Annotated in this window: 16 protein-coding genes; 6 read left to right on the top strand and 10 right to left on the bottom strand. The window is 69.9% G+C overall.

What is annotated here, in order from left to right; all coding sequences use genetic code 11:
* Window positions 1–32: 32 nt before the first annotated feature.
* Window positions 33–2066: a membrane dipeptidase gene (locus tag MYSTI_RS16475; protein ID WP_233278294.1), complete on the bottom strand. Its 2034-nt coding sequence runs from the start codon at window positions 2064–2066 to the stop codon at window positions 33–35.
* 320 nt (window positions 2067–2386) lie between these two features.
* On the opposite strand from MYSTI_RS16475, the gene MYSTI_RS16470 reads away from it, so the two are divergent.
* Both MYSTI_RS16470 and MYSTI_RS16465 read left to right on the top strand, forming a co-directional pair.
* Window positions 2387–3193: a lysophospholipid acyltransferase family protein gene (locus MYSTI_RS16470; protein ID WP_015348906.1), complete on the top strand. Its 807-nt coding sequence runs from the start codon at window positions 2387–2389 to the stop codon at window positions 3191–3193.
* Between the two features lie 29 nt (window positions 3194–3222).
* Window positions 3223–4674 carry an amidase gene (locus tag MYSTI_RS16465; RefSeq protein WP_015348905.1) on the top strand — a complete coding sequence of 484 codons (1452 nt, stop codon included), beginning with the start codon at window positions 3223–3225 and terminating at the stop codon, window positions 4672–4674.
* Here MYSTI_RS16465 and MYSTI_RS16460 read toward each other — a convergent pair.
* From MYSTI_RS16460 to MYSTI_RS16420, 9 genes are all read right to left on the bottom strand, one after another.
* Entirely contained in the window at window positions 4671–5123 is a 453-nt protein-coding gene (locus MYSTI_RS16460; RefSeq protein ID WP_015348904.1) for a hypothetical protein, read from the bottom strand. The two genes, MYSTI_RS16465 and MYSTI_RS16460, sit on opposite strands and share 4 nt — an antisense overlap.
* 65 nt (window positions 5124–5188) lie before the next feature.
* Complete coding sequence (locus MYSTI_RS16455; protein ID WP_015348903.1) at window positions 5189–6118, bottom strand: serine hydrolase; 930 nt, start codon at window positions 6116–6118, stop codon at window positions 5189–5191.
* Window positions 6118–7998 (bottom strand): protein kinase family protein, encoded by a 1881-nt coding sequence (locus tag MYSTI_RS40780; RefSeq protein ID WP_015348902.1) that lies wholly within the window; start codon window positions 7996–7998, stop codon window positions 6118–6120. Before MYSTI_RS40780 ends, MYSTI_RS16455 begins: the two co-directional genes overlap by 1 nt.
* A gap of 4 nt (window positions 7999–8002) precedes the next feature.
* Complete coding sequence (locus tag MYSTI_RS16445) at window positions 8003–8764, bottom strand: protein phosphatase 2C domain-containing protein (protein WP_015348901.1); 762 nt, start codon at window positions 8762–8764, stop codon at window positions 8003–8005.
* A 23-nt stretch (window positions 8765–8787) separates the two neighbouring features.
* Window positions 8788–9642, bottom strand: coding sequence for a vWA domain-containing protein (locus MYSTI_RS16440; protein WP_015348900.1), 855 nt, complete (start codon window positions 9640–9642; stop codon window positions 8788–8790).
* A 63-nt stretch (window positions 9643–9705) separates the two neighbouring features.
* A complete protein-coding gene (locus tag MYSTI_RS16435; RefSeq protein ID WP_015348899.1) occupies window positions 9706–10905 on the bottom strand; it encodes a M20/M25/M40 family metallo-hydrolase in 1200 nt (399 codons plus the stop codon).
* A gap of 268 nt (window positions 10906–11173) precedes the next feature.
* Window positions 11174–12394: a mechanosensitive ion channel family protein gene (locus MYSTI_RS16430; protein WP_015348898.1), complete on the bottom strand. Its 1221-nt coding sequence runs from the start codon at window positions 12392–12394 to the stop codon at window positions 11174–11176.
* A 252-nt stretch (window positions 12395–12646) separates the two neighbouring features.
* Window positions 12647–14095 carry an aldehyde dehydrogenase family protein gene (locus MYSTI_RS16425; protein ID WP_015348897.1) on the bottom strand — a complete coding sequence of 483 codons (1449 nt, stop codon included), beginning with the start codon at window positions 14093–14095 and terminating at the stop codon, window positions 12647–12649.
* A complete protein-coding gene (locus tag MYSTI_RS16420; protein WP_015348896.1) occupies window positions 14085–15731 on the bottom strand; it encodes an acetolactate synthase large subunit in 1647 nt (548 codons plus the stop codon). The genes MYSTI_RS16425 and MYSTI_RS16420 overlap by 11 nt, the downstream gene beginning before the upstream one ends.
* A 103-nt stretch (window positions 15732–15834) precedes the next feature.
* On the opposite strand from MYSTI_RS16420, the gene MYSTI_RS16415 reads away from it, so the two are divergent.
* From MYSTI_RS16415 to MYSTI_RS16400, 4 genes are all read left to right on the top strand, one after another.
* Window positions 15835–16719: a LysR substrate-binding domain-containing protein gene (locus MYSTI_RS16415; protein WP_044283720.1), complete on the top strand. Its 885-nt coding sequence runs from the start codon at window positions 15835–15837 to the stop codon at window positions 16717–16719.
* A gap of 114 nt (window positions 16720–16833) precedes the next feature.
* Window positions 16834–17223, top strand: coding sequence for a VOC family protein (locus MYSTI_RS16410; RefSeq protein ID WP_015348894.1), 390 nt, complete (start codon window positions 16834–16836; stop codon window positions 17221–17223).
* 67 nt (window positions 17224–17290) lie between these two features.
* Window positions 17291–17779 carry an AgmX/PglI C-terminal domain-containing protein gene (locus MYSTI_RS16405; protein WP_044280571.1) on the top strand — a complete coding sequence of 163 codons (489 nt, stop codon included), beginning with the start codon at window positions 17291–17293 and terminating at the stop codon, window positions 17777–17779.
* Complete coding sequence (locus MYSTI_RS16400) at window positions 17776–18555, top strand: phytanoyl-CoA dioxygenase family protein (protein ID WP_015348892.1); 780 nt, start codon at window positions 17776–17778, stop codon at window positions 18553–18555. Before MYSTI_RS16405 ends, MYSTI_RS16400 begins: the two co-directional genes overlap by 4 nt.
* The last annotated feature ends 2 nt before the right edge of the window (window positions 18556–18557 follow it).

Raw genomic sequence — 18557 nt, 5'->3', positions numbered from 1 at the left:
CGCAATGGCGATGCGCACCCCGGGCCCTCGGCTCAACCGCAGGTCAGCGTCCAGCGGCAGGTACCGGACAGGCACTCCTTGCCATACAGGCAGGTCGCCCCCTTGGCCTTCTTCGGCTGGCACTTGCCGCTGTTGAGCCCCCAACCGCAGTACTGGCTGCTCGCGCAGTCGGTCTCCTGGTCGCAGATGCACGTGCCCACGCTGTTGCAGCCCGACGCGGTGCACGCGTCGCTGATGCACTCCTCCTTGAAGCGGCAGGACTCGCCCACCACCTTGGAGTCCGGGGCGTAGGCCTGGCCGCAGAGCTGCGGGTACTGCGCCTCACGCGTGCCCTTGTCCACGTACGTGGCCACGCCCGTGGTGTCGATGTCCGCCGCCGCGTCCGCCATGCCCGTGCGCGGGTTGACGGCGCGCTCCCACACCTTCAGGAAGGTCTCCGCGGAGCCCGACAGCGCGGAGGTGTTCGCGCCCACGCGGCCCAGGTCCTTCAGCAGGTCCGGCAGGTAGCCCACGTGCGCCAGGCCGTAGTCGTCGAAGCCCGTGCCCAGCCGCGCCGGCCCCGCGACGTCCTGCTGACGCGCGTGTGCATCCGCCTCCGCCTGGAACGTCGCGGAGCACGCGCCGTGGTCGCCGAAGCGCGGACGCGTCTGCTGGATGAAGCCGTTGAGGTCCGCGCCGAACGCCATGGGCACCTTCAGGCCCTGGCGGCCGAACTCGTACGCCTGCGCCAGCGAGCGCGAGGAGCCGTGGCAGTTGTTGGCCACGCCGGACTTCGTGTACGTGCGCGCCTCGTCATGCGCCGTGCGCAAGCCGAAGATGCCACCCGTCTGCCGCAGGTGACGAATCACCCAGGAAGGCGTCGTCTTCTCGTCGTCGGCCAGCTTCGGGTTCATCACCTCGCGGAAGTGGCCGTGCGAGATGACCAGCGGGTAGTAGGTGTTCGCCTGGGCCAGCGTGAAGGCGTCCTGGAGGCCGCGCTCGGACAGGTGCGCCACGTCGATGAGCATCCCCTTGTTCATCATCGCCTGCACCAGCGCCTTGCCGTCCGCGGTGAGGCCCTTGGTGTTGCGGCAGTTGCCGGCCGCGTCGCGATACACGTCGAAGCCCAGCGTCATGGTGCTCGTCGTCACGCCGCAGTCGGTGTCGATGTGACAGTTCTCCAGGAACTGCGCCGCCTGGAAGATGGCGTTGTGCAGTGCCGCGCCGCCGAAGCGGTTGTCCAACTGGTGCACCGGCTGGAGCGAGCGCACGCCCAGCGCGTGGAGCCGGTCCAGCTCCGTGCTCCAGTTCTTCGTGCCGAACAGCTTGCTCACCTCGATGGAGAGCACCATGGCCAGCTTGCCGGACGCGATGATGGTGCGCGCGTGCGCGGGCGACAGGGCAATCTCCACCCAGTCGTTGCGCGCGTCGAAGTCACGCGCCATCTGGAGCTGGACGTCCACGTCCGCCATCTCGTCACACGGGCGGGAGATGTTCTGGTACGGCAGCGCCTTGCAGAGGAACTCGTTGCTGACCAGCGACACCATGACCAGGGACATGCCGCCCTGGTGCGCCTGCCGAAGCCACCCTTCCCACGCCTGCTGGTGCGCGATGGTGTCCCAGCGCGGCCACTGGGTGTTGAGCTTGCTGCGCCCCAGGTGGAGGCCCGTGTCGCCCTCCGTGCCCTCGATCTTGCCGATGAACTCCGAGCCCACCGCGCCGCCCACGCCGAAGAGCGCCTTCAGGATGGGATTGCCGCTCAGGTCCACGCCGCCCGTGTTGGGACAGAGATTGAGCATGTTGCTCAGGTCCATCCGGACCCGGGCATGGTCGCTCTCGGGTAGACCGCCGTCACAGTCCGCCAGCGCGCCGGTGTAGCTGCCGTGGAACCAGCCCCCACCGAACGCCTCCTCCGCGAACATGTGGTGATGCAGCTCGGCGAACCCAGGCGCGGCCAGCTGCTGCGCGGTGTTCGCGGCGGGCTCGACGGGCGCGGGGGCCTCGCCCTCCTGGACAGGACCACACGCCAACCCCAACGCGAGAGGGACAAGAGCCAGGGCACCCCGGCTCCACAGACGACCAGACATGAACATAGGGGGGACTTCCTTCTCGGAACTCGTGGCGGAGAGCGCCGCCTTCGCGCGCATCAGGATACTCCCCGGACACTCCGCATTTCGAGTTACCGGATTGCATCAGTTGTCGCTGTGCGTCATGCGCGGTTCCGCTGCGGAGAAGCGTCCCAGTGTCCCTGGGTGGGCCCTGCCTGTTGAGTGGTGGATAGAGTGGCGTGAGGAGTCACACGCAGCTCCCGATTTCTCATGCCCTGTGACGCGAGTGCCTATCCTCGAAGGCGAACGGGGGCAGTGTGAGGCACACCGAGCTGCACGAACAGGAAGCGCTCAGCAGGATGGAGCGGCTGTACATCCGGATGGTCCGCGAGAGCTTCGAGCCGGGCCGGCTCGACACCGCCATCCGCTGGTGCCAGCGCTCGGTGGGGGCCCGGTGGATCCACTTCGCGAACCGCCACCTGTTGCACGTCGTGGGCTACGAGCGGGTGCCGCCGCTCGACCCCGCGAAGAGCTATGTCCTGGCGAGCAACCACCGGAGCTTCTTCGACCTCTACGTCACGGGCGCCTTCTTGATGCGACAGGGCCTGCACCACCGGATGGTGTTCCCGGTGCGCTCGAACTTCTTCTACGACTCCGCGCTCGGGTTCCTGGTGAACGGGAGCATGAGCTTCTTCGCCATGTATCCGCCGCTGTTCCGCGAGCGGAGCCGCCAGTCGCTCAACCTCGCCAGCCTCCAAGAGGTGGTCCGACTGCTCCAGCGGGGAGGCACCCTCACCGGCGTCCACCCCGAGGGCACCCGCAACCAGGGCCCGGACCCCTACACGCTCTTGCCCGCCCAGAGCGGCGTGGGCCGCATCATCCATCAGTCCCGGGCCACGGTGCTGCCCCTCTTCATCAACGGCCTCGGCAACAACCTCGTCCGCCAGTTCTCCGGCAACTTCCTGCGCACGGGCTCGCCCGTCGTCCTCGTCTTCGGCGAGCCGCTCGCCCTGGATGACCTGCTCGCGCAGCCAGGTGGGACTCGCGTCTACAAACAAGTCTCGGAGCGGCTGGTCACCACCATCACCGCGCTGGGCCAGGAAGAGCGTGCCGCGAGAGCCCGGCTCGGGAGAGAATCATCCGCTGAGTGGATTCATGACCCCTGAACGATGACCTGGACCCCCCCGAGGGCCTCATGCACCTGGATGACTACACCCGATTCGACGCCATCGGTCTGGCGGAGCTGGTTCGTCGCAAGGAAGTCTCTCCCGAGGAGCTGCTTCGCACCGCGCTCGAGGCCATCGCGCGCGTCAATCCCAAGCTCAACGCCGTCATCGACGTCCGGGAAGAGGATGCGCGGACGACGCTGAGGAACGGACTGCCTCAGGGTCCCTTCACCGGTGTGCCCTTCCTCATCAAGGACCTGGCGCTGCACGCCGCCGGGGTCCCGATGGAGGTGGGGAGCCGGCTGGCGCGCGGGCTGGTGATTCCGCATGACACGGTGCTGATGGAGCGCTTCCGCCGCGCGGGCCTGGTGATGATGGGCCGGACGAACACGCCGGAGCTGGGCAACAACGCGTCCACGGAGCCCGTGCTGCGGGGCCCCACTCGCAACCCGTGGGACCTGGGGCGCAGCTCCGGTGGGTCCAGTGGAGGCTCGGCGGCGGCGGTCGCCGCGGGCATCGTCCCCGTGGCGCATGGCAACGACGGGGGCGGCTCCCTGCGCGTCCCGGCGGCGCTCTGTGGCGTGTTCGGGATGAAGCCCACGCGAGGCAGGAATACGCTCGCGCCCGACGCGGGCGAGGCCATCAACGGCCTGGCCATCGAGCACGTGCTGACGCGCTCCGTCCGGGATAGCGCGGCGATCCTGGACGCCATCCATGGCCCCGGCGTGGGCGAGCCGCACTACGCACCGCCCCCGGCGCGGCCCTTTCTCGAGGAGGTCCGCCGGGAGCCCGGGCGCCTGCGCATCGCCGTCTCACGCAAGGCCGCCTCGGGGGTGCCCGTCAGTCCCGACAACGTCGCGGCGGTGGACGACGTGGCGCGGCTGTGCGCGTCCCTGGGGCATGAGCTGGTCGAGGCGGCCCCCGTCTACGACGACGCGGCCCTCGTGGAGGCCATGGTGACGGCCTGGAGCACGTACCAGGCGGCGACGGTGGACATGCTGGGGCAGATCATGGGGCGCCCGGTGAATCTCGACACGCTGGAGGCCACCACGCTGGCGGTGGTGGAGCATGGCCGCTCGCTGAAGGCCACGGACCTCCAGAACGCGCTCACCGTCTTCAACCAGGTCTGCCGCACCGTGGGCGCGTTCTTCGTGGACCACGACGTGCTGCTCACGCCGACGACCGCCGTGCCGCCGTTCGAGCTGGGCGAGCTCAACGCCAACGTCCCCATGAGCGCGCGGGAGTGGTACCGGCACTGCTTCACGCGGATTCCCTTCACGGCGCTCTACAACGTGACGGGACAGCCCGCGATGTCCGTCCCGCTGCACTGGAATGAGAAGGACCTGCCCATCGGCGTCCAGTTCGTGGGGCGCTTCGCGGACGAGGCGACGCTGTTCCAGCTCGCGGGGCAGCTGGAGGAGGCACGCCCCTGGGCCGTGCGCCGCCCGCCCGTGCACGCGTCCCGCGCCGAGGCTGGCTAGCCCAGGGGCGGCAGGTATCGGACGAAGCCGTCCATGACCAACGACTCGATGTGGACCACGATTCGCTCCGGGCCCACCTCCATCCGGTCGAAGCTCTTGCCGAAGTAGGTCCAGTCCGACCGCCGCGTCCGAGCCCTCAACGCGGCCCAGGGGATGCGCAGGGGCGGATGGAACGGCCTCATGAGGAACATGGGGGACAGATAGAGGCCCTCCTCATCTGCCCCCACGGTGACCGCCCCTCGATAGTTGCTCAGGCCGACCCGCACCGTGATGCCGCGGATGTTCGTGTCTGGCAGGGCCCGCTTCGTCGCGTAGCGCCGCCCGAGCCGGTACCAGCCCCCCACCAGCGAGCTCAGCCCGGTCATGCCCACGAAGAACACCACGAAGAACGCGATGGCGAGCCAGGGCGGCAACCCGGAGGACCTGGAGGACGCGGCGAGGAGGAGCATGGTCCTGGATGTTAGCCCAAGGCGCCTGGCGCGCTTCGAGCTGCCACGACGAATCCTCTACTCCGTCAGCAATCGTAATCAGGTGGCGTTCCGCCGTCCTCGACCCGCACGGGCGCGGGGCCGCCCTGCTTCGCCAGCGCATCCCCACAGTCCAGCGTCGTGTCTCGCGCCAGCGAGCGATAGAGCACACACGAGGCCCGCTCGACGAAGAACGCCTGCCTGGGCCAGTCCGCCCCCCTCGCCGCGAGGATGGCCACCGCGTAGTGGCCACCGTCCGGCAGCCGCACCAACCCCACTTCGTTGAGCACGTTGTAGCGGGAGTCATCGGAGCAGCAGCCCGGCGGCAGCCACCCGCCCTTGTGCCGCAGCGACGCGCGCACCTTGGGCGGGAGCATCGTCCCCAGCCATCCGCCACACCCCTCCCGAGGCGTCAGCTCCATCCACGCGAGCAGCCGCGCGGTGGACTTGGGCTTGAGCAGCTCCCCCTTCCCCAGGCGATGCAGGAAGCTCACCGCGTCCGCCGCGCAGAAGTAGTTGTCATTCCCCATCACCTGCGGCGAGTTCGTCGCCCGCCTCGGCTTGCCATAGTTCCACTTGGTCAGCGCGGTGTTCTTCACCTCGAGCGAGCGGAGATAGTCATTGATGGCATCGGGCCCGCCCACCAGGTCGATGACCGCCCCGGACGCCTCGTTGTCCGAGGTGCGGAAGACCTTCTCCGCCAGCGGCGTCACCTGGGACAGCTCCGCCTTCTTCAGCGCCGCGGCCACCCAGAACACCTTGGCCGAGCTCGCGGAGATGTGGGGCACCGTGTCGGCGCTCCCCGCGTACTCTCCCGTCCTCGAGTCCTTCACCGCGATGGCGATGTCCGCCCCCGGAGCCAGCCGGGTGGCCTCCACCGCCAATCCATCCACCACCGACTGGAGCGACACCCGCTCCGCCGCCAGCGCCTCCCCCGCCCAAAGCCAGGACAGCACCAGCGCCGTCATCCATCGCATCAGCGGCCTCCCTTGGTGTCTTGAAAGATGCCTTGCATGAGCCCCTCGACGAACTTCCAGAAGCTGGGGGCGCCATGAGTCTCCATCGCGCGCCGGGCCTCCATCCCACGCCAGCACAGCCGGATGCACTCACGCCGTAGAGCGGCCTGCTCACGCTCCAGGCTGGCGAGCCCCGAGGAGTCTCTCTTCAGCTGTCCGACCAGGACCTGTCCCCGCTCCAGCGCCGACCGGTAGTCGGGCGACAGCGTGCCATGGGCCTTGGCCCGGGCGATGGACTCTTCCTCCTCGGCCTCCAGCGCCTCGCGCCGCGCGTCGAAGTGCTGGACGAGCTCCTCGGTCCGCTGGGTGAACCCCGACAGCGCCTGGCGTCGCTCGGTCTCGGAGAGGCGGGCCTGGAGCTCCACGTCCCCGTCCCAGGCTCGCCGCTCCGCCTCCAGGTCCTTGCGGGCATTCAGCTCCTCGCGGTCCAGGTGTGCATGTCGGCCCTCGATGCGGTCCAGCTCCGACCGGTCCAGCTCGAGGTTCCGGCGGCGCACGTCCTCCATCCAGTCATGGAGCGCTGTCTGCTCCTGCTCGAGCCGCACACGCGCATCCTGCCCGCGCGCCACGCGGCCCTGGACGTCGGCGCGGAGTCGGGCAAGCCGCTCCTCGAACCGGGCTCGGGCCTCGCGCGCGGTGCCCCACTGCTTCCTCCACCGGGTGAACTCCTGGACCGCCGTCTCCTTGTGAAACAGCGCGCGCACCTGCGCGAGCCCCAGCCCGCCCACGAGCCCCACCCCCGTGAGCCAGAGGGGTGAGAACACCACGCTGGGGATGAGCCCCAGGCCCGCGGCGATGAGCAGCCCGCTGGCCAGGCTGCGCTCGGTCTGGTCGTCCTGGGAGAACACGCGCGGCGGCGGCCGGGGTGGCGCGATGTAGCGCTCCAGCGCGCGGGTGTGGGCCACCACCTTGCTGTCCTCCACGTCGGCCGCCGGTGCGGGACCGTCGGCGCGCACCTCCACCGCGCGCACCTGCTCGGGCGCCGTGGACAGGAGCGACGACAACGTCCCCGCCACGTACTCCCTCAGCGTCTCGTTCGACGAGGCACGCAGCGCCTGGAACAAGGGCGAGCGGTCCGGCGCGGCGAAGTCCCGGCGGCGGAACAGCAGACAGTCATCTCCGCCCTGGAAGCGCTCCCAGAGCGACGGCTCGTGCGCCAGCGCGACCAGGGAGAGCCACACCACCCAGCCCGAGAACGCGTCCAGCCGCGTGTCGAAGAAGCGCGGGTCCCGCCCGGGGTGCTGGTAGTTCGCGTGTCCCCGCTCGTGGCTCTCACGTCCCTCCAGGGCGGCCACACACATCCCATCGTAGTCGACGAGCCGCAGCCCCTCGTCCGTGACCAGGACATTGCCGTGCTGGAGGTCACCGTGCGCGACGCCCGCGCGGCGCAATGACATCAGGAGGTCCAGCCACTCCGCGGCGAGGCAGAACAGCTTCTCCTTCTCGTGCAGGTGGCGCCCGACGTAGCGCTCCAGGCTCTCGCCTTGAATCCACTCCATCTTCACGATGGGCCACCACCGCCCTCGCACGAAGATGCCCCGTGGGTGGAACGAGAAGTCCGCCGTGTACGGCAGCCGGCGCTTTTCCAGGGCCCGCTCGATCTCGAGGTAACGCGATTGCAAGTCGTACGGATAGGAGCGCGTGAAGCAGCGCACCGCATAGGACTTCTCGCCGCACGTCACCTTGTAGATGGTCGCGAAGTTGCCGGAGCGAGGCCGAGGCATCCCCGCCATGACGCCCGTCCCCCGCTCCACGACGCCGTCGCGCAGCTCCTCGTCCGCGAAGGCCCGCCGAGGGTTCTGGAGCGCCGTCTGATAGTCGCTGTCCGAGGGCAGGGACATGCCGTCACGCCCCCACGGTCAACCGGGCCAGCGTGACGTCGTCATTGCGGATGACCTTGCTCGCGCGCAGGCCCTCCACGAAGGGCTGGAAGCGCTCGTGCGGAGCCTCCGAGCCCCAGGCCGGCAAGGCCAGCCACGGGGTCCCCCCTCGCTCGTGCTCCGCCAGGAACCACTGCGCCAGGGCATCGGTCATGAGCATCAAGAGGTCTCCCGGACGCAGGTCGCCCGAGGCACAGCGCACGTACTCCCCCACGCGAGGGTTGTGTCCCTCCTGTGTGGACACGAGGAAGGGGCGCGAGCCGAACGCCGCCGCCTGCTCCAAGGGAAACGCACACACGAGCCGGCCGTCCCGCACCTGGAACAGGCACGAGTCCCCCACCACCAAGGCCGCCCACGTCCCCACGCCCGGCCGAGGCGACTGCTCACAGCGCACCCCCAGGAGCGTGGCGAAGGCGCCCTCGCGCAGCTTCTCCTGCGCATACCAGGGCAGGTCGCGCGCCTCGACGTCGGAGCGCCACCGCCGCTGGAGGCCGGGCAGCGACTCGAGCAGCACGGGCGGCTCGCACATCTTCCCCGCCACGTACTCGCGGGCCAGCAGCCGGGCCCACTGCCCGGAGAAGAGGCTCTCCGTGGCCCCATCGGCCACCGCCACCCGCAGCGTGTCGCCCTCCAGCGTGGAGGAGCGCTCGGACGCCCACGCGTCCTCGTTCTCCGCGGGCGTGTGCCCCGCCTTCTGCACGCTCACGACCTCGAGCTCGATTCGCACGTTCGCGCCCTTTCGACGGGAGGTCAGCGCAGGTTGCCGGGGCGGGTCCCGATGTTCAGGAACTTGATGAGCGACACGATGTCCGCGTTGAACGTGAAGGCGCGCGCGCCGTCGCGCACGGCGTGCCCCTCCTCCCGCGCCGCGTCGCGCATGCCGGGCGTGAGCGGACTGGAGAGGTCGAAGAGCAGCCGCGCGTGCGCGTCCGGCAGCACCACCTCCGCGTCGGGGAACTGGATGGGCTGCGCGGGAATCGACGACAGGTGCACGTTGAGCAGCAGCACCGCGCCGTCCTCGCCGCGCACCGAGCGCAACGCGGCCGCCGCCGCCGTCGGGTCTCCATCCGTGGGCTGCCCGTCGGAGATGTTCACCACGATGGGCGGGAAGCTCTCCGGGTGCTGGCGCATCCACTCCCGCACCCACTCCGTGGCCCGCCCGAGCACCTGGCACATGGGCGTGGGGCCGTGCGCCTTCGGCTCGAACCAGATGGGGAAGCGGACCTTCTCGCGCACCAGTCCCCCCATCCCGTCCTCGCGCTCGCGCGTGCGCTCCTCCAGCCGCGCGGGCGCATGGCCAATCTCGCTGACGGGAACCAGCCCTCGCCCCGCGAGCGGACCGGAGAAGGCGGACCCGACGTGCTCTCCGTACCCGAGCACCCCCAGGTGGAAGTAGTCCCGGATGCCGTCCTCGCGGGCGCAGCGCACCACCAGGTTCTGGAGCAGGCGGTTGGTGACGTCCGCGACACCTTCGGCCTTCTGGCGGGTGCCGCCGGGGCCCCCGAAGGGCTCCTCCATGGAGCCGGACTGGTCCACCAGGATGAGGATGCACGCGGGCTGGGTGCGGCTGATTTCCGCCGAGTAGGCCATGGTCCGGGGGACCATACACCGCACCCCGCCGCGTGGGACCCTCCACGCGGCGGAGCACGGGCCCTTCACTTCACGCGACTACTTGCCCATCTCGGCGACGTAGGCGCCGGCGAGCTTGGAGAACTTGAGCGCGTGGGTGGCCATGCCCGCCGTGGGCCGGGCGCGGGAGATGGTGTCGTTCACCGTGTGGATGTACGGGTTGCCCTGGCTGACGACGGCCTCATGCGGGATGGACGCCGCGAAGCCCGCGTTCGTCCACGACGCATGGTCCGAGCACGCGTAGCCGCACGTCGTGTTGACATGGGTGACGCCCGGCAGATACGCGGCGATGAGGTTGCGGAGGAACGTGTTCTGCGCCGCGTTGGTGTAGTCGGTGACGATGCCGATGTCCGCCGAGGTGCCCCGGTAGTTCGTCATGTCGAGCTGGAGCACGCCCACCACGTTGATGCCGTTGTTGCGGTGGTAGGTGGCGATCTCCTTCGAGCCGCGCAGACCCACCTCCTCCGCCGCGTAGCCGATGAACTTGATGGTGCGTTGCGGCCGGTAGTTGCAGACCACCATCGCCCGGATGACGTCCGTGAAGGACGCGATGCCGGAGGCGTTGTCATCCGCGCCAGGGGCCACGCTGCCCGAGGACGTGGAGTCCAGGTGACCGCCCACCACGACGACCTCGGTGGGGTACGTGGTGCCCGTGACGGTGAGGACCACGGACGGCTGCGCCCACGCCGCGTGGGTGAACAGCGACGCGGCCATGTCGGTGCGGCCGGACGCCAGGCTCGCCCAGTGCGAGCGCAGCCAGTTGGCCGCGCTCACGCCCGTCGAGGACGTGTAGTAGCGCGTCGTGTACGCGGCCATCGAGTTGATGGTGCCGCGCACGTTGGGCTCCGCCACCGTGCTGGCAAGGCAGTTGGCGACGGTGGCGTTCGTCAGCGTGTACAGCGGCGGACCGAGGGTCTCGATGCGCTGCGGCGGCTCGGGTACCAGCGCCTTCTCCGCCGCGTCCAGACTCTCGTACGTGACGAAGCCCGCGCAGCGGTTGAACTTCTCGTGCATGACATGCGCGATGCTCTCCAGCTGGGACTCACGGACGGGAATCACCGTCACGTCGCCCTTCGCCAGAGAGGCGGGGGGCATGGCCCAACCTTCCTTCGCGAAGGCTTCCGCGACGGGCTCGAGGGCATCGGAGCCCAGCGAAATCCACAGCTCTTGGTCATCGGCCCCAGCGAAGGCCGCGGTAGGGCTCAGCAAAAACAGGGCAAACGGAATCAACCGCTTCATGAGCAGCGCTCCTCGGTGTGTGGGTGGTGCGTCGCGGATCACCGCGGCCAGCCGAATCAAGCGGCCTCCGCGCGTGGTCCCGACGCCGTGAACACCAGGTGGCGAACGCGTCGTCGGGGACGGACCGGCACTTTCGGCTTATCCAGCAAAAGCCGACAACTCATCCCACCCAGAAACCCCTACCGGGAGTGTTCCGCAGTCAACAAACCCAGGGGGGCACGCGGTGTCACGTCCATGAAACGACACCGGCTCCCCCGTGGGTCAAGACTCACTCGCCCGGCACCGTGGCCAGGACGTTGGCGCCGGAGCGCAGGGTGACGGGCGCGTCGCCGGACTCCGCGAGGCTCGCCTCGGTGCGCACCCTGGGGAGTCCGTGGGGCTGCTCGCGCAGGAAGGCCATGAGCTTCTCGCGGACGATGCAGCGCAGCTCGAAGGCCTTGCCCGCGTCCGACGCGCTCACCAGCGCGCGCAGCTTCATGGTGCGCTCGGAGAGGTCCGTCACCTGGAGCGCGTGCACCTTGCCGTCCCACAAGCCCCGGGACTCGTGGTCCAGCACACGCTTGAGCTCCGCGCGCACCGCGGGCACGTCGGTGCGGAAGTCCACGTAGAGCTCCGCGGTGCCCATGATGTCGGGCGACACCTTGCTCCAGTTCTGGAAGGGCTTCTCCAGGAAGTGGCCCATGGGAATCACCAGCCGACGCAGGTCCCACACCTTCACCACGACGTACGTGAGGGTGATCTCCTCCACCCAGCCCCACTCGTTCTCCACGATGACGGTGTCGCCGATGCGGATGGGCTGGGTGATGGAGAGCTGGATGCCCGCGAGCAGCGTGGAGATGGACTTCTGCGCCGCCAGGCCGATGAAGAGGCCGGCGATGCCAGCCGAGGCCAGCAGCGACACGCCCACGTTGCGCACCGCCTCGAACTGCAGCAGCAGCAGCGAGGCGCTGATGAGCACCACCGCCACTTCAATCACCCGGCGCAGCACCGCCAGTTGCGTGCGCAGCCCGCGCGCACGGCCCACGTTGCCGCCCTGCTCCTCGCGAGCCACCGTCTGCTCGACGAAGCGCGCCGCCAGGTTCACGAAGCGCAGGAGGAACCACGCCATCGCGGCCAGTCCCACCGAGCGCGCCGCCAGCTCCACGCCCTGCTTCGCCGCGGGCGGCAGCTTCAGCGCCCACAGCCCCGTGGCCACCAGCACGACGAACAACAGGTAGCGCAGCGGGCCTCGCGCGGAGGCCGCCAGCTGGTCATCCCAACCGGACTTCGTCAGCGCCGTGGCCCGGTCCACCACCCGCATCACCAGCCACTCCAGGCCCCGGCCCAGCAGCCACGCCCCCACCACCAACACCCCCAGCCCCGCCCACTGCCACAGCTCCAACCCCCACCACGCCGAGTCCAGCGCCGGCACCGGCAGCGAGGCCCCCTCCCCGGGAGCCTCGACAGGTGCGGTGGACAGCAGCGACGGCAGGGGGATGGAACGGACCATGTCGGAAGACCTCTCGCGGTGGAGCGCCCAGAAGCCGTCCACCACGCGCCTCCCTCTCGCGGATGTCCCCCTCGGGCATATAGTTTGAGGTCAAAGTCACTACCGGGCCTGCTCGGACGGGTCCAGCAACTTCTCCAGGCGAGGACACGCTCCAGGCCCCGACGCGTCGTCCCGTCGACACACGAGGGTGGCGCCGCTCAGCCGGCGCGACGCCCCCACTCGACGTGTCACTTCAGACCGGGCGCAGGCGGCTCAGTCGTCCCGCGAGGGGCCCTGCTTCAGCACGAGCAGGCGAATCTCGGTCATGTCCTCGATGGCGTACTTCACGCCCTCGCGGCCCAGGCCGGAGCTCTTCACGCCACCGTAGGGCATGGTGTCGACGCGGAAGCTCGGCACATCGCCCACCACCACGCCGCCCACCTCCAGGTCGTCCCAGGCCCGCATCGCGCGGGACAGGTCGTTGGTGAAGAGGCCCGCCTGCAGGCCGAAGCGGCCCGCGTTCACCCGGCGCAGGGCGTCGGTGAAGGACTCGAAGGACTCGAGCAGCACCACCGGTCCGAAGGCCTCTTCGGTGTGGAGGGGCTCGTCGGTGGGGACTCCCTCGAGCACGGTGGCCTCGAGCAGCGCGCCCTGACGTCCACCGCCGGTGAGCACCCGCGCGCCTCGCGCCACCGCGCTGTGGATCCAGCCTTCGAGCCGACGCGCCGCGGGCTCGTCGATCATGGGGCCCAGCGTGGTGGCCTCGTCGCGGGGATTGCCCGCGCGAAGGGCACGGGCGCGGGCCACGAGCAGCGCCTTGAGCGCCTCGTAGTGCGTGGTGTGCACCAGCACGCGCTGCACGGAGATGCAGCTCTGCCCCGACTGGAAGAAGGCCCCGAGCGCCACGCGGTCCGCGATGGCCTCCAGCGGCGCGCCGGGCTCCTTGTCCACGACACACGCCGCGTTGCCGCCCAGCTCCAGCACCACCTTCTTGCGTCCCGCGCGGGCCTTGAGCTCCCAGCCCACCTTCTCCGAGCCGGTGAAGGACAAGAGCATGAGCCGCTCGTCCTCGATGAGCGGGCCGATGTCCGCGAGCCGGGGCGTGACGACGGAGAACGCGCCCGCGGGGAGGTTCGTCTCCGCGAGCACCTCCGCCAGCACCATCGCGCTCACGGGGGTGCGGTCCGACGGCTTGAGGATGAAGGGGCAGCCCGCGGCGATGGCGGGGGCCACCTTGTGGGCCACCAGGTTGAGGGGGAAGTTGAACGGGGTGATGAGCGACACGGGGCCCACCGGCACGCGTCGGGTGAAGCCTCGGTAGCCCTCCGCGCGGGCGGAGACCTCCAGGTCGAGCACCTCGCCTCCGCCGCGCACGGCCTCTTCGGCGGCGGCCTTGAAGGTCTCGATGAGGCGCGTGACTTCTCCGCGTGCGTCGCGCAGGGGCTTGCCCGCCTCGACGCAGAGAATCAGGGCGAGCTCCTCCGCGCGCTCCCGGAAGCGGCGCACGCAGTGCTCCAGGATGGCCTGCCGCGCATGCGGGGGCAGCTTGCGCATGGGCTCGGCGGCGCGCACGGCGGCGGCGATGGCCTCCTCCACGTCCGCCGCGCTCGAGAGCGCGACGCGCGTCACCACCTCGCCGGAGAACTTGTCGACGACGGGCAGGTCCTCGTTGGGCTGCCGGGGACGGTTGGCCAGGTAGAACGGATAGCGGTCAGCCAACATGGTGTGCCTCCTCTTCCTTCTCCCCCACGCCCAGCGCGCGGGTGTTGTCCGAGTAGTCAATGGGCAGGTCGATGACGTGCACGCCGCCCGAGTCGAGGCAGCGCGCGAGCGTGGCGCCGAACTCCGAAGCGCTGGTGGGACGGTGTCCCTTGGCGCCGTACGCCTCCGCGTAGCGGACGAAGTCGGGGTTGCCCAGCGTCATGCCGAAGTCCGGCAGGCCCATCTCGCCCTGCTTCCAGCGAATCATCCCGTAGCCGTCGTCGCGCACGACGATGACCGTCAGGTCCAGGCCCAGGCGCACCGCCGTCTCCAGCTCCTGGGAGTTCATCATGAACCCACCGTCGCCAGCGACAGCGACCACCTTGCGGCGCGGGTGCACGAGCTTCGCGGCGATCGCCGACGGCAACCCCGCGCCCATCGTCGCGAGCGCGTTGTCGAGCAGGAGCGTGTTGGGCTTGCGCGTCCGGTAGTAGCGGGCGAACCACAGCTTGTACATGCCGTTGTCCAGGCAGACGATGCCGTCGTCGGGCAGCGCGCGCCGCACCTCGGCCACCAGCCGCGCGGGGTAGATGGGGAAGCGGTCATCCGCGAAGCCGCGCTGGAGCTGCGTCTCCAGTCCGGCCCGGGCCTTCTCGAACGGCGTGAAGTCCCAGTTGCCGCGCCCCTCCAAGCCCTGGGTGATGCGCCACACCGCGTTCGCGATGTCGCCCGTCACCTCCAGCTTCGGGAAGTAGACCGGGTCCACCTCCGCCGAGGAGAAGTTGAGGTGCACCACCGCGCGCTTGTTGTCGCGCATGACGAACGGCGGCTTCTCGATGACGTCGTGGCCCACGTTGATGATGCAGTCGGAGTCCTCGATGGCACGGTGGACGAAGTCACCGTCCGTCAGCGCGGCGGTGCCCATCCACAGCGGGTGGGACTCGTCCACCACGCCCTTGCCCATCTGCGTGCTCGAGAAGGGAATGCCCACCCGGTCCACGAGGACCCGGAGCATCTCCGAGGTGAGCTTCCGGTTGGCGCCCGCGCCAATCATCAGGAGCGGCCGGCGCGCGGAGGCGATGGTCTCCACGGCTTGCGCGATGGAGCCCTCGTCCGCCACGGGCCTGCGCCACGCGCTGGGCGCCAGGAGCGGGGCCTCGGTGGACTCGCGGGCCACGTCCTCGGGCAGCTCCAGATGCGTGGCTCCGGGGCGCTCCTCCTCCGCGCGGCGGAAGGCCTCGCGCACGGCCGAGGGGACATGCTCCGACGAGACCAGCGTGCGCGTCAGCTTGGTGAGCGGACGCATCATCCCGACCACGTCCACGATCTGGAAGTGGGCCTGCTTGCTCACCTTGATGGGCTTCTGCCCGGTGAGCATCACCATGGGCATGGCGCCCAGTTGCGCGTACGCGGCGGGGGTGACGAGGTTGGTGGCGCCCGGCCCCAGCGTCGCCAGGCTCACGCCCGCGCGCCCCGTCAGCCGGCCCCACGTCGCCGCCATGAAGCCCGCCGCCTGCTCATGGCGGGTGACGACCAGGCGCAGGCTGGAGGAGCGCATCGACTCCAGCAGGTCCAGGTTCTCTTCTCCAGGGAGCCCGAAGACGTAGCGAACACCCTCTGCCTCCAGTGCCTTGACGAACAGGTCCGATGCCTTCATCGCGTCCTTCCTTTGTGTGACACCGCATGTTCTATGCGCGAGGGGTCGATTCGCGCATTCGTTTGTTCGCATGGAGTCGATAGATGGCATCTATGATGACGCGATGGAGCTTCGGCACCTGCGCTACTTCACCGCCGTGGCGGACACGCTTCACTTCGGCCGGGCCGCACGGCGCGTCCATGTGTCCCAGCCCACGCTGTCCCAGCAGGTCCGGCAGCTCGAGGAGGAGCTCGGCACGCCCCTGTTCGAGCGCGCCCGCACGGGGGTCCGCCTGACGCAAGCCGGCGAGCTGTTCCGTACCTACGCCTCGCGAGCGCTGGAGGACGTGGACGCGGGGCGAGTGGCCGTGGGAGCGCTGCGGGGGCTGGCCACGGGAGCGCTGCGCGTGGGCTATCCCCCCAGCATGCGCGGCCTGGTGGTGCCCGCGCTGGCGGCGGTGCTGCGGCGGCATCCGGGGCTCGCGCTGAGCGCGGAGGAGGCCGTGGTGCGCAAGCTGGAGCGGCGGCTGGCGGATGGGAAGCTGGACGTGGGGTTGGGCTATGCGCCGGCCCGCTCACCGGACCTGGACACGGAGGCCGTGTTCGACAGCCGGCTGGCGCTCGTCGTGGCGCGAAGCCATGCCCTCGCGGGAGCCGAGAGCGTGGGGGCCCGGCAGCTCGCCAACGAGCGCTTCGCCCTGCTCGCCCCGGGACTGCGCGCGCGCTCGCGCGTGGATGCGTACTTCGCGACGCTCAAGCTGTCGCCGCGCGTCGCGCTGGAGTCCAACGCCGTCGCGACGGTGCTCGCCATCGTCCGCGCGGGGCTCGCCGTCACGGTGCTCCCGGAGCCGCGCCTCGCCGACGTGGAGCGACTGGTCGTGAGGCGGCTGTCCCCCGCGCCGCGCACGGAGCTCGCCGCGCTGCTGTGGCGCAAGGGAGCGCCTCGCGAGCCCGCGGCGGAGCTGTTCGCCGCGGAGGTGCGCGCGCGGGCACAGGAGTCCGGCGACTGAGGGGTTCCACGCACCATCGGATGATTGACTGCCCGAGCGCCAGGACTATCCTCAACGAGTTGGTTGAACGTCGCGCGGAATGGTCCGTGCCGGTCCACCCACTCCCGAGGGACGATGAGAATCACGCTGAGCAGTGTGTTCGTCGACGACCAGGCCAAGGCGCAGAAGTTCTACACGGAGGTCCTGGGCTTCGTGACGAAGGTGGACATGCCGATGGGCGGTGGCGCGCGGTGGCTGACCGTCGTGTCGAAGGATGACCCCGAAGGTGTGCAGCTCCTGCTCGAGCCCAACCAGCACCCCGCGGCGACCACCTTCCAGAAGGCCATCTTCGCGGACGGCATTCCGGCCACGTCGTTCGCCACCCTGGACATCCAGAAGGACTTCGAGCGGATGAGTGCCCTGGGCGTGGTGTTCCGGCAGAAGCCCACGCCGGCCGGCCCCGTCCTCACGGCGCTGTTCGAGGACACCTGCGGCAACCTCATCTCGATGCACCAGATGCTCTGACGAAGCGCCCCGCCCCTCCGGTGATTCTCGACGGACCGGAGGGACACCCATGGCAGCATCGCCGGCAATGCTGAAGCCTCTCGCATCGCTCCTGCTGCTCGCTGTCGCGACTCCCGCCTGCCGCCATGCGCCCGAGGAGCGCCCCGCCGCCCCCGCCCCGCCTCCCGGGACGCCGTTCGACGCGCCCTCCATTCGCGCCGCCATCCACGCGAACAGGGACCACGTCACCGACTGCTACGAGAAGGCATACGAGACCCGCCCCTTGCGCTCCGGGAACGTCACGGTCAAGTTCACCCTCGACCCGGAGGGAAAGGTCGCGAAGTCCGAGCTCGTCAAGACGACCATCCATGAGCCGGCGCTCGAGCGCTGCATCCTCGCCCACACGAAGACATGGAGCTTTCCCAAGCCCACCACCCAGGGCGGCGTCGTCACCTACCCGTTCGTCTTCAAGCCCAAGGAGTCGAGGGAAGCAGGAGGCCCCGCACCCGAGGTCCCGGACGGATCCGAGACCTGGCCGTTCAGGGTCGACACCACGCAACGTCAGCCACCGCCATGACCTCTCCCGCTCTGAGCGACCTCCAGATTCAGCGGTTCATCGACGAAGGCTTCGTGAAGCTCGACGGCGCCTTCCCACGAGCGCTGGCCGACACCGCGCGCGACCTCCTCTGGCGTGACACGGGCTGTTCGCCGGACGATGCGTCGACCTGGACCCGACCCGTGGTCCGGCTCGGCGAGTACCTGCAGGAGCCCTTCCGGCAGGCGGCCAACACACCGAGGCTGCATGCGGCCTTCGACCAGCTCGTCGGACCCGGCCGCTGGCAGCCCCGCATGAGCCTGGGCTCCTTCCCCGTGCGCTTCCCCCGTCCGGAGAGCCCGGGTGACGATGGCTGGCACGTCGACGCCAGCTTCCCTCCTCCCGATGGAGGCACGGGCTCCTTCTTCGAGTGGCGCATCAACGTCGCCTCGCGAGGCCGCGTGCTCCTGATGCTGTTCCTCTTCTCCGATGTCGGTGAGGACGACGCCCCCACGCGCATCCGCGTCGGCTCGCATCTCGACATCGCCCGCCTCCTGGCGCCCGAGGGAGAGACGGGCCTGTCCTTCATGGAGGTGGCCTCGCGGCTCGAGCCCACCGCGGCGCGACCGCTCGCGCTGGCCACGGGTGAAGCGGGCACCGTCTACCTGTGCCACCCGTTCCTGGTCCACGCCGCGCAGCCCCATCGAGGCACCCGGCCTCGCTTCATGGCCCAGCCGCCGCTGTTCCCCGCGGCCCCGCAGGACGAAGGCGCGCCCATCCGGGTGGCGATCCAGCGGGCGCTCGGCTCCGCGCCCTGACG

This window comes from Myxococcus stipitatus DSM 14675 (assembly GCF_000331735.1).
Taxonomy (GTDB): domain Bacteria; phylum Myxococcota; class Myxococcia; order Myxococcales; family Myxococcaceae; genus Myxococcus; species Myxococcus stipitatus.
The sequence above is the reverse complement of the archived record's forward strand: the minus strand, read 5'-3'. Positions and strand labels throughout refer to the sequence as shown.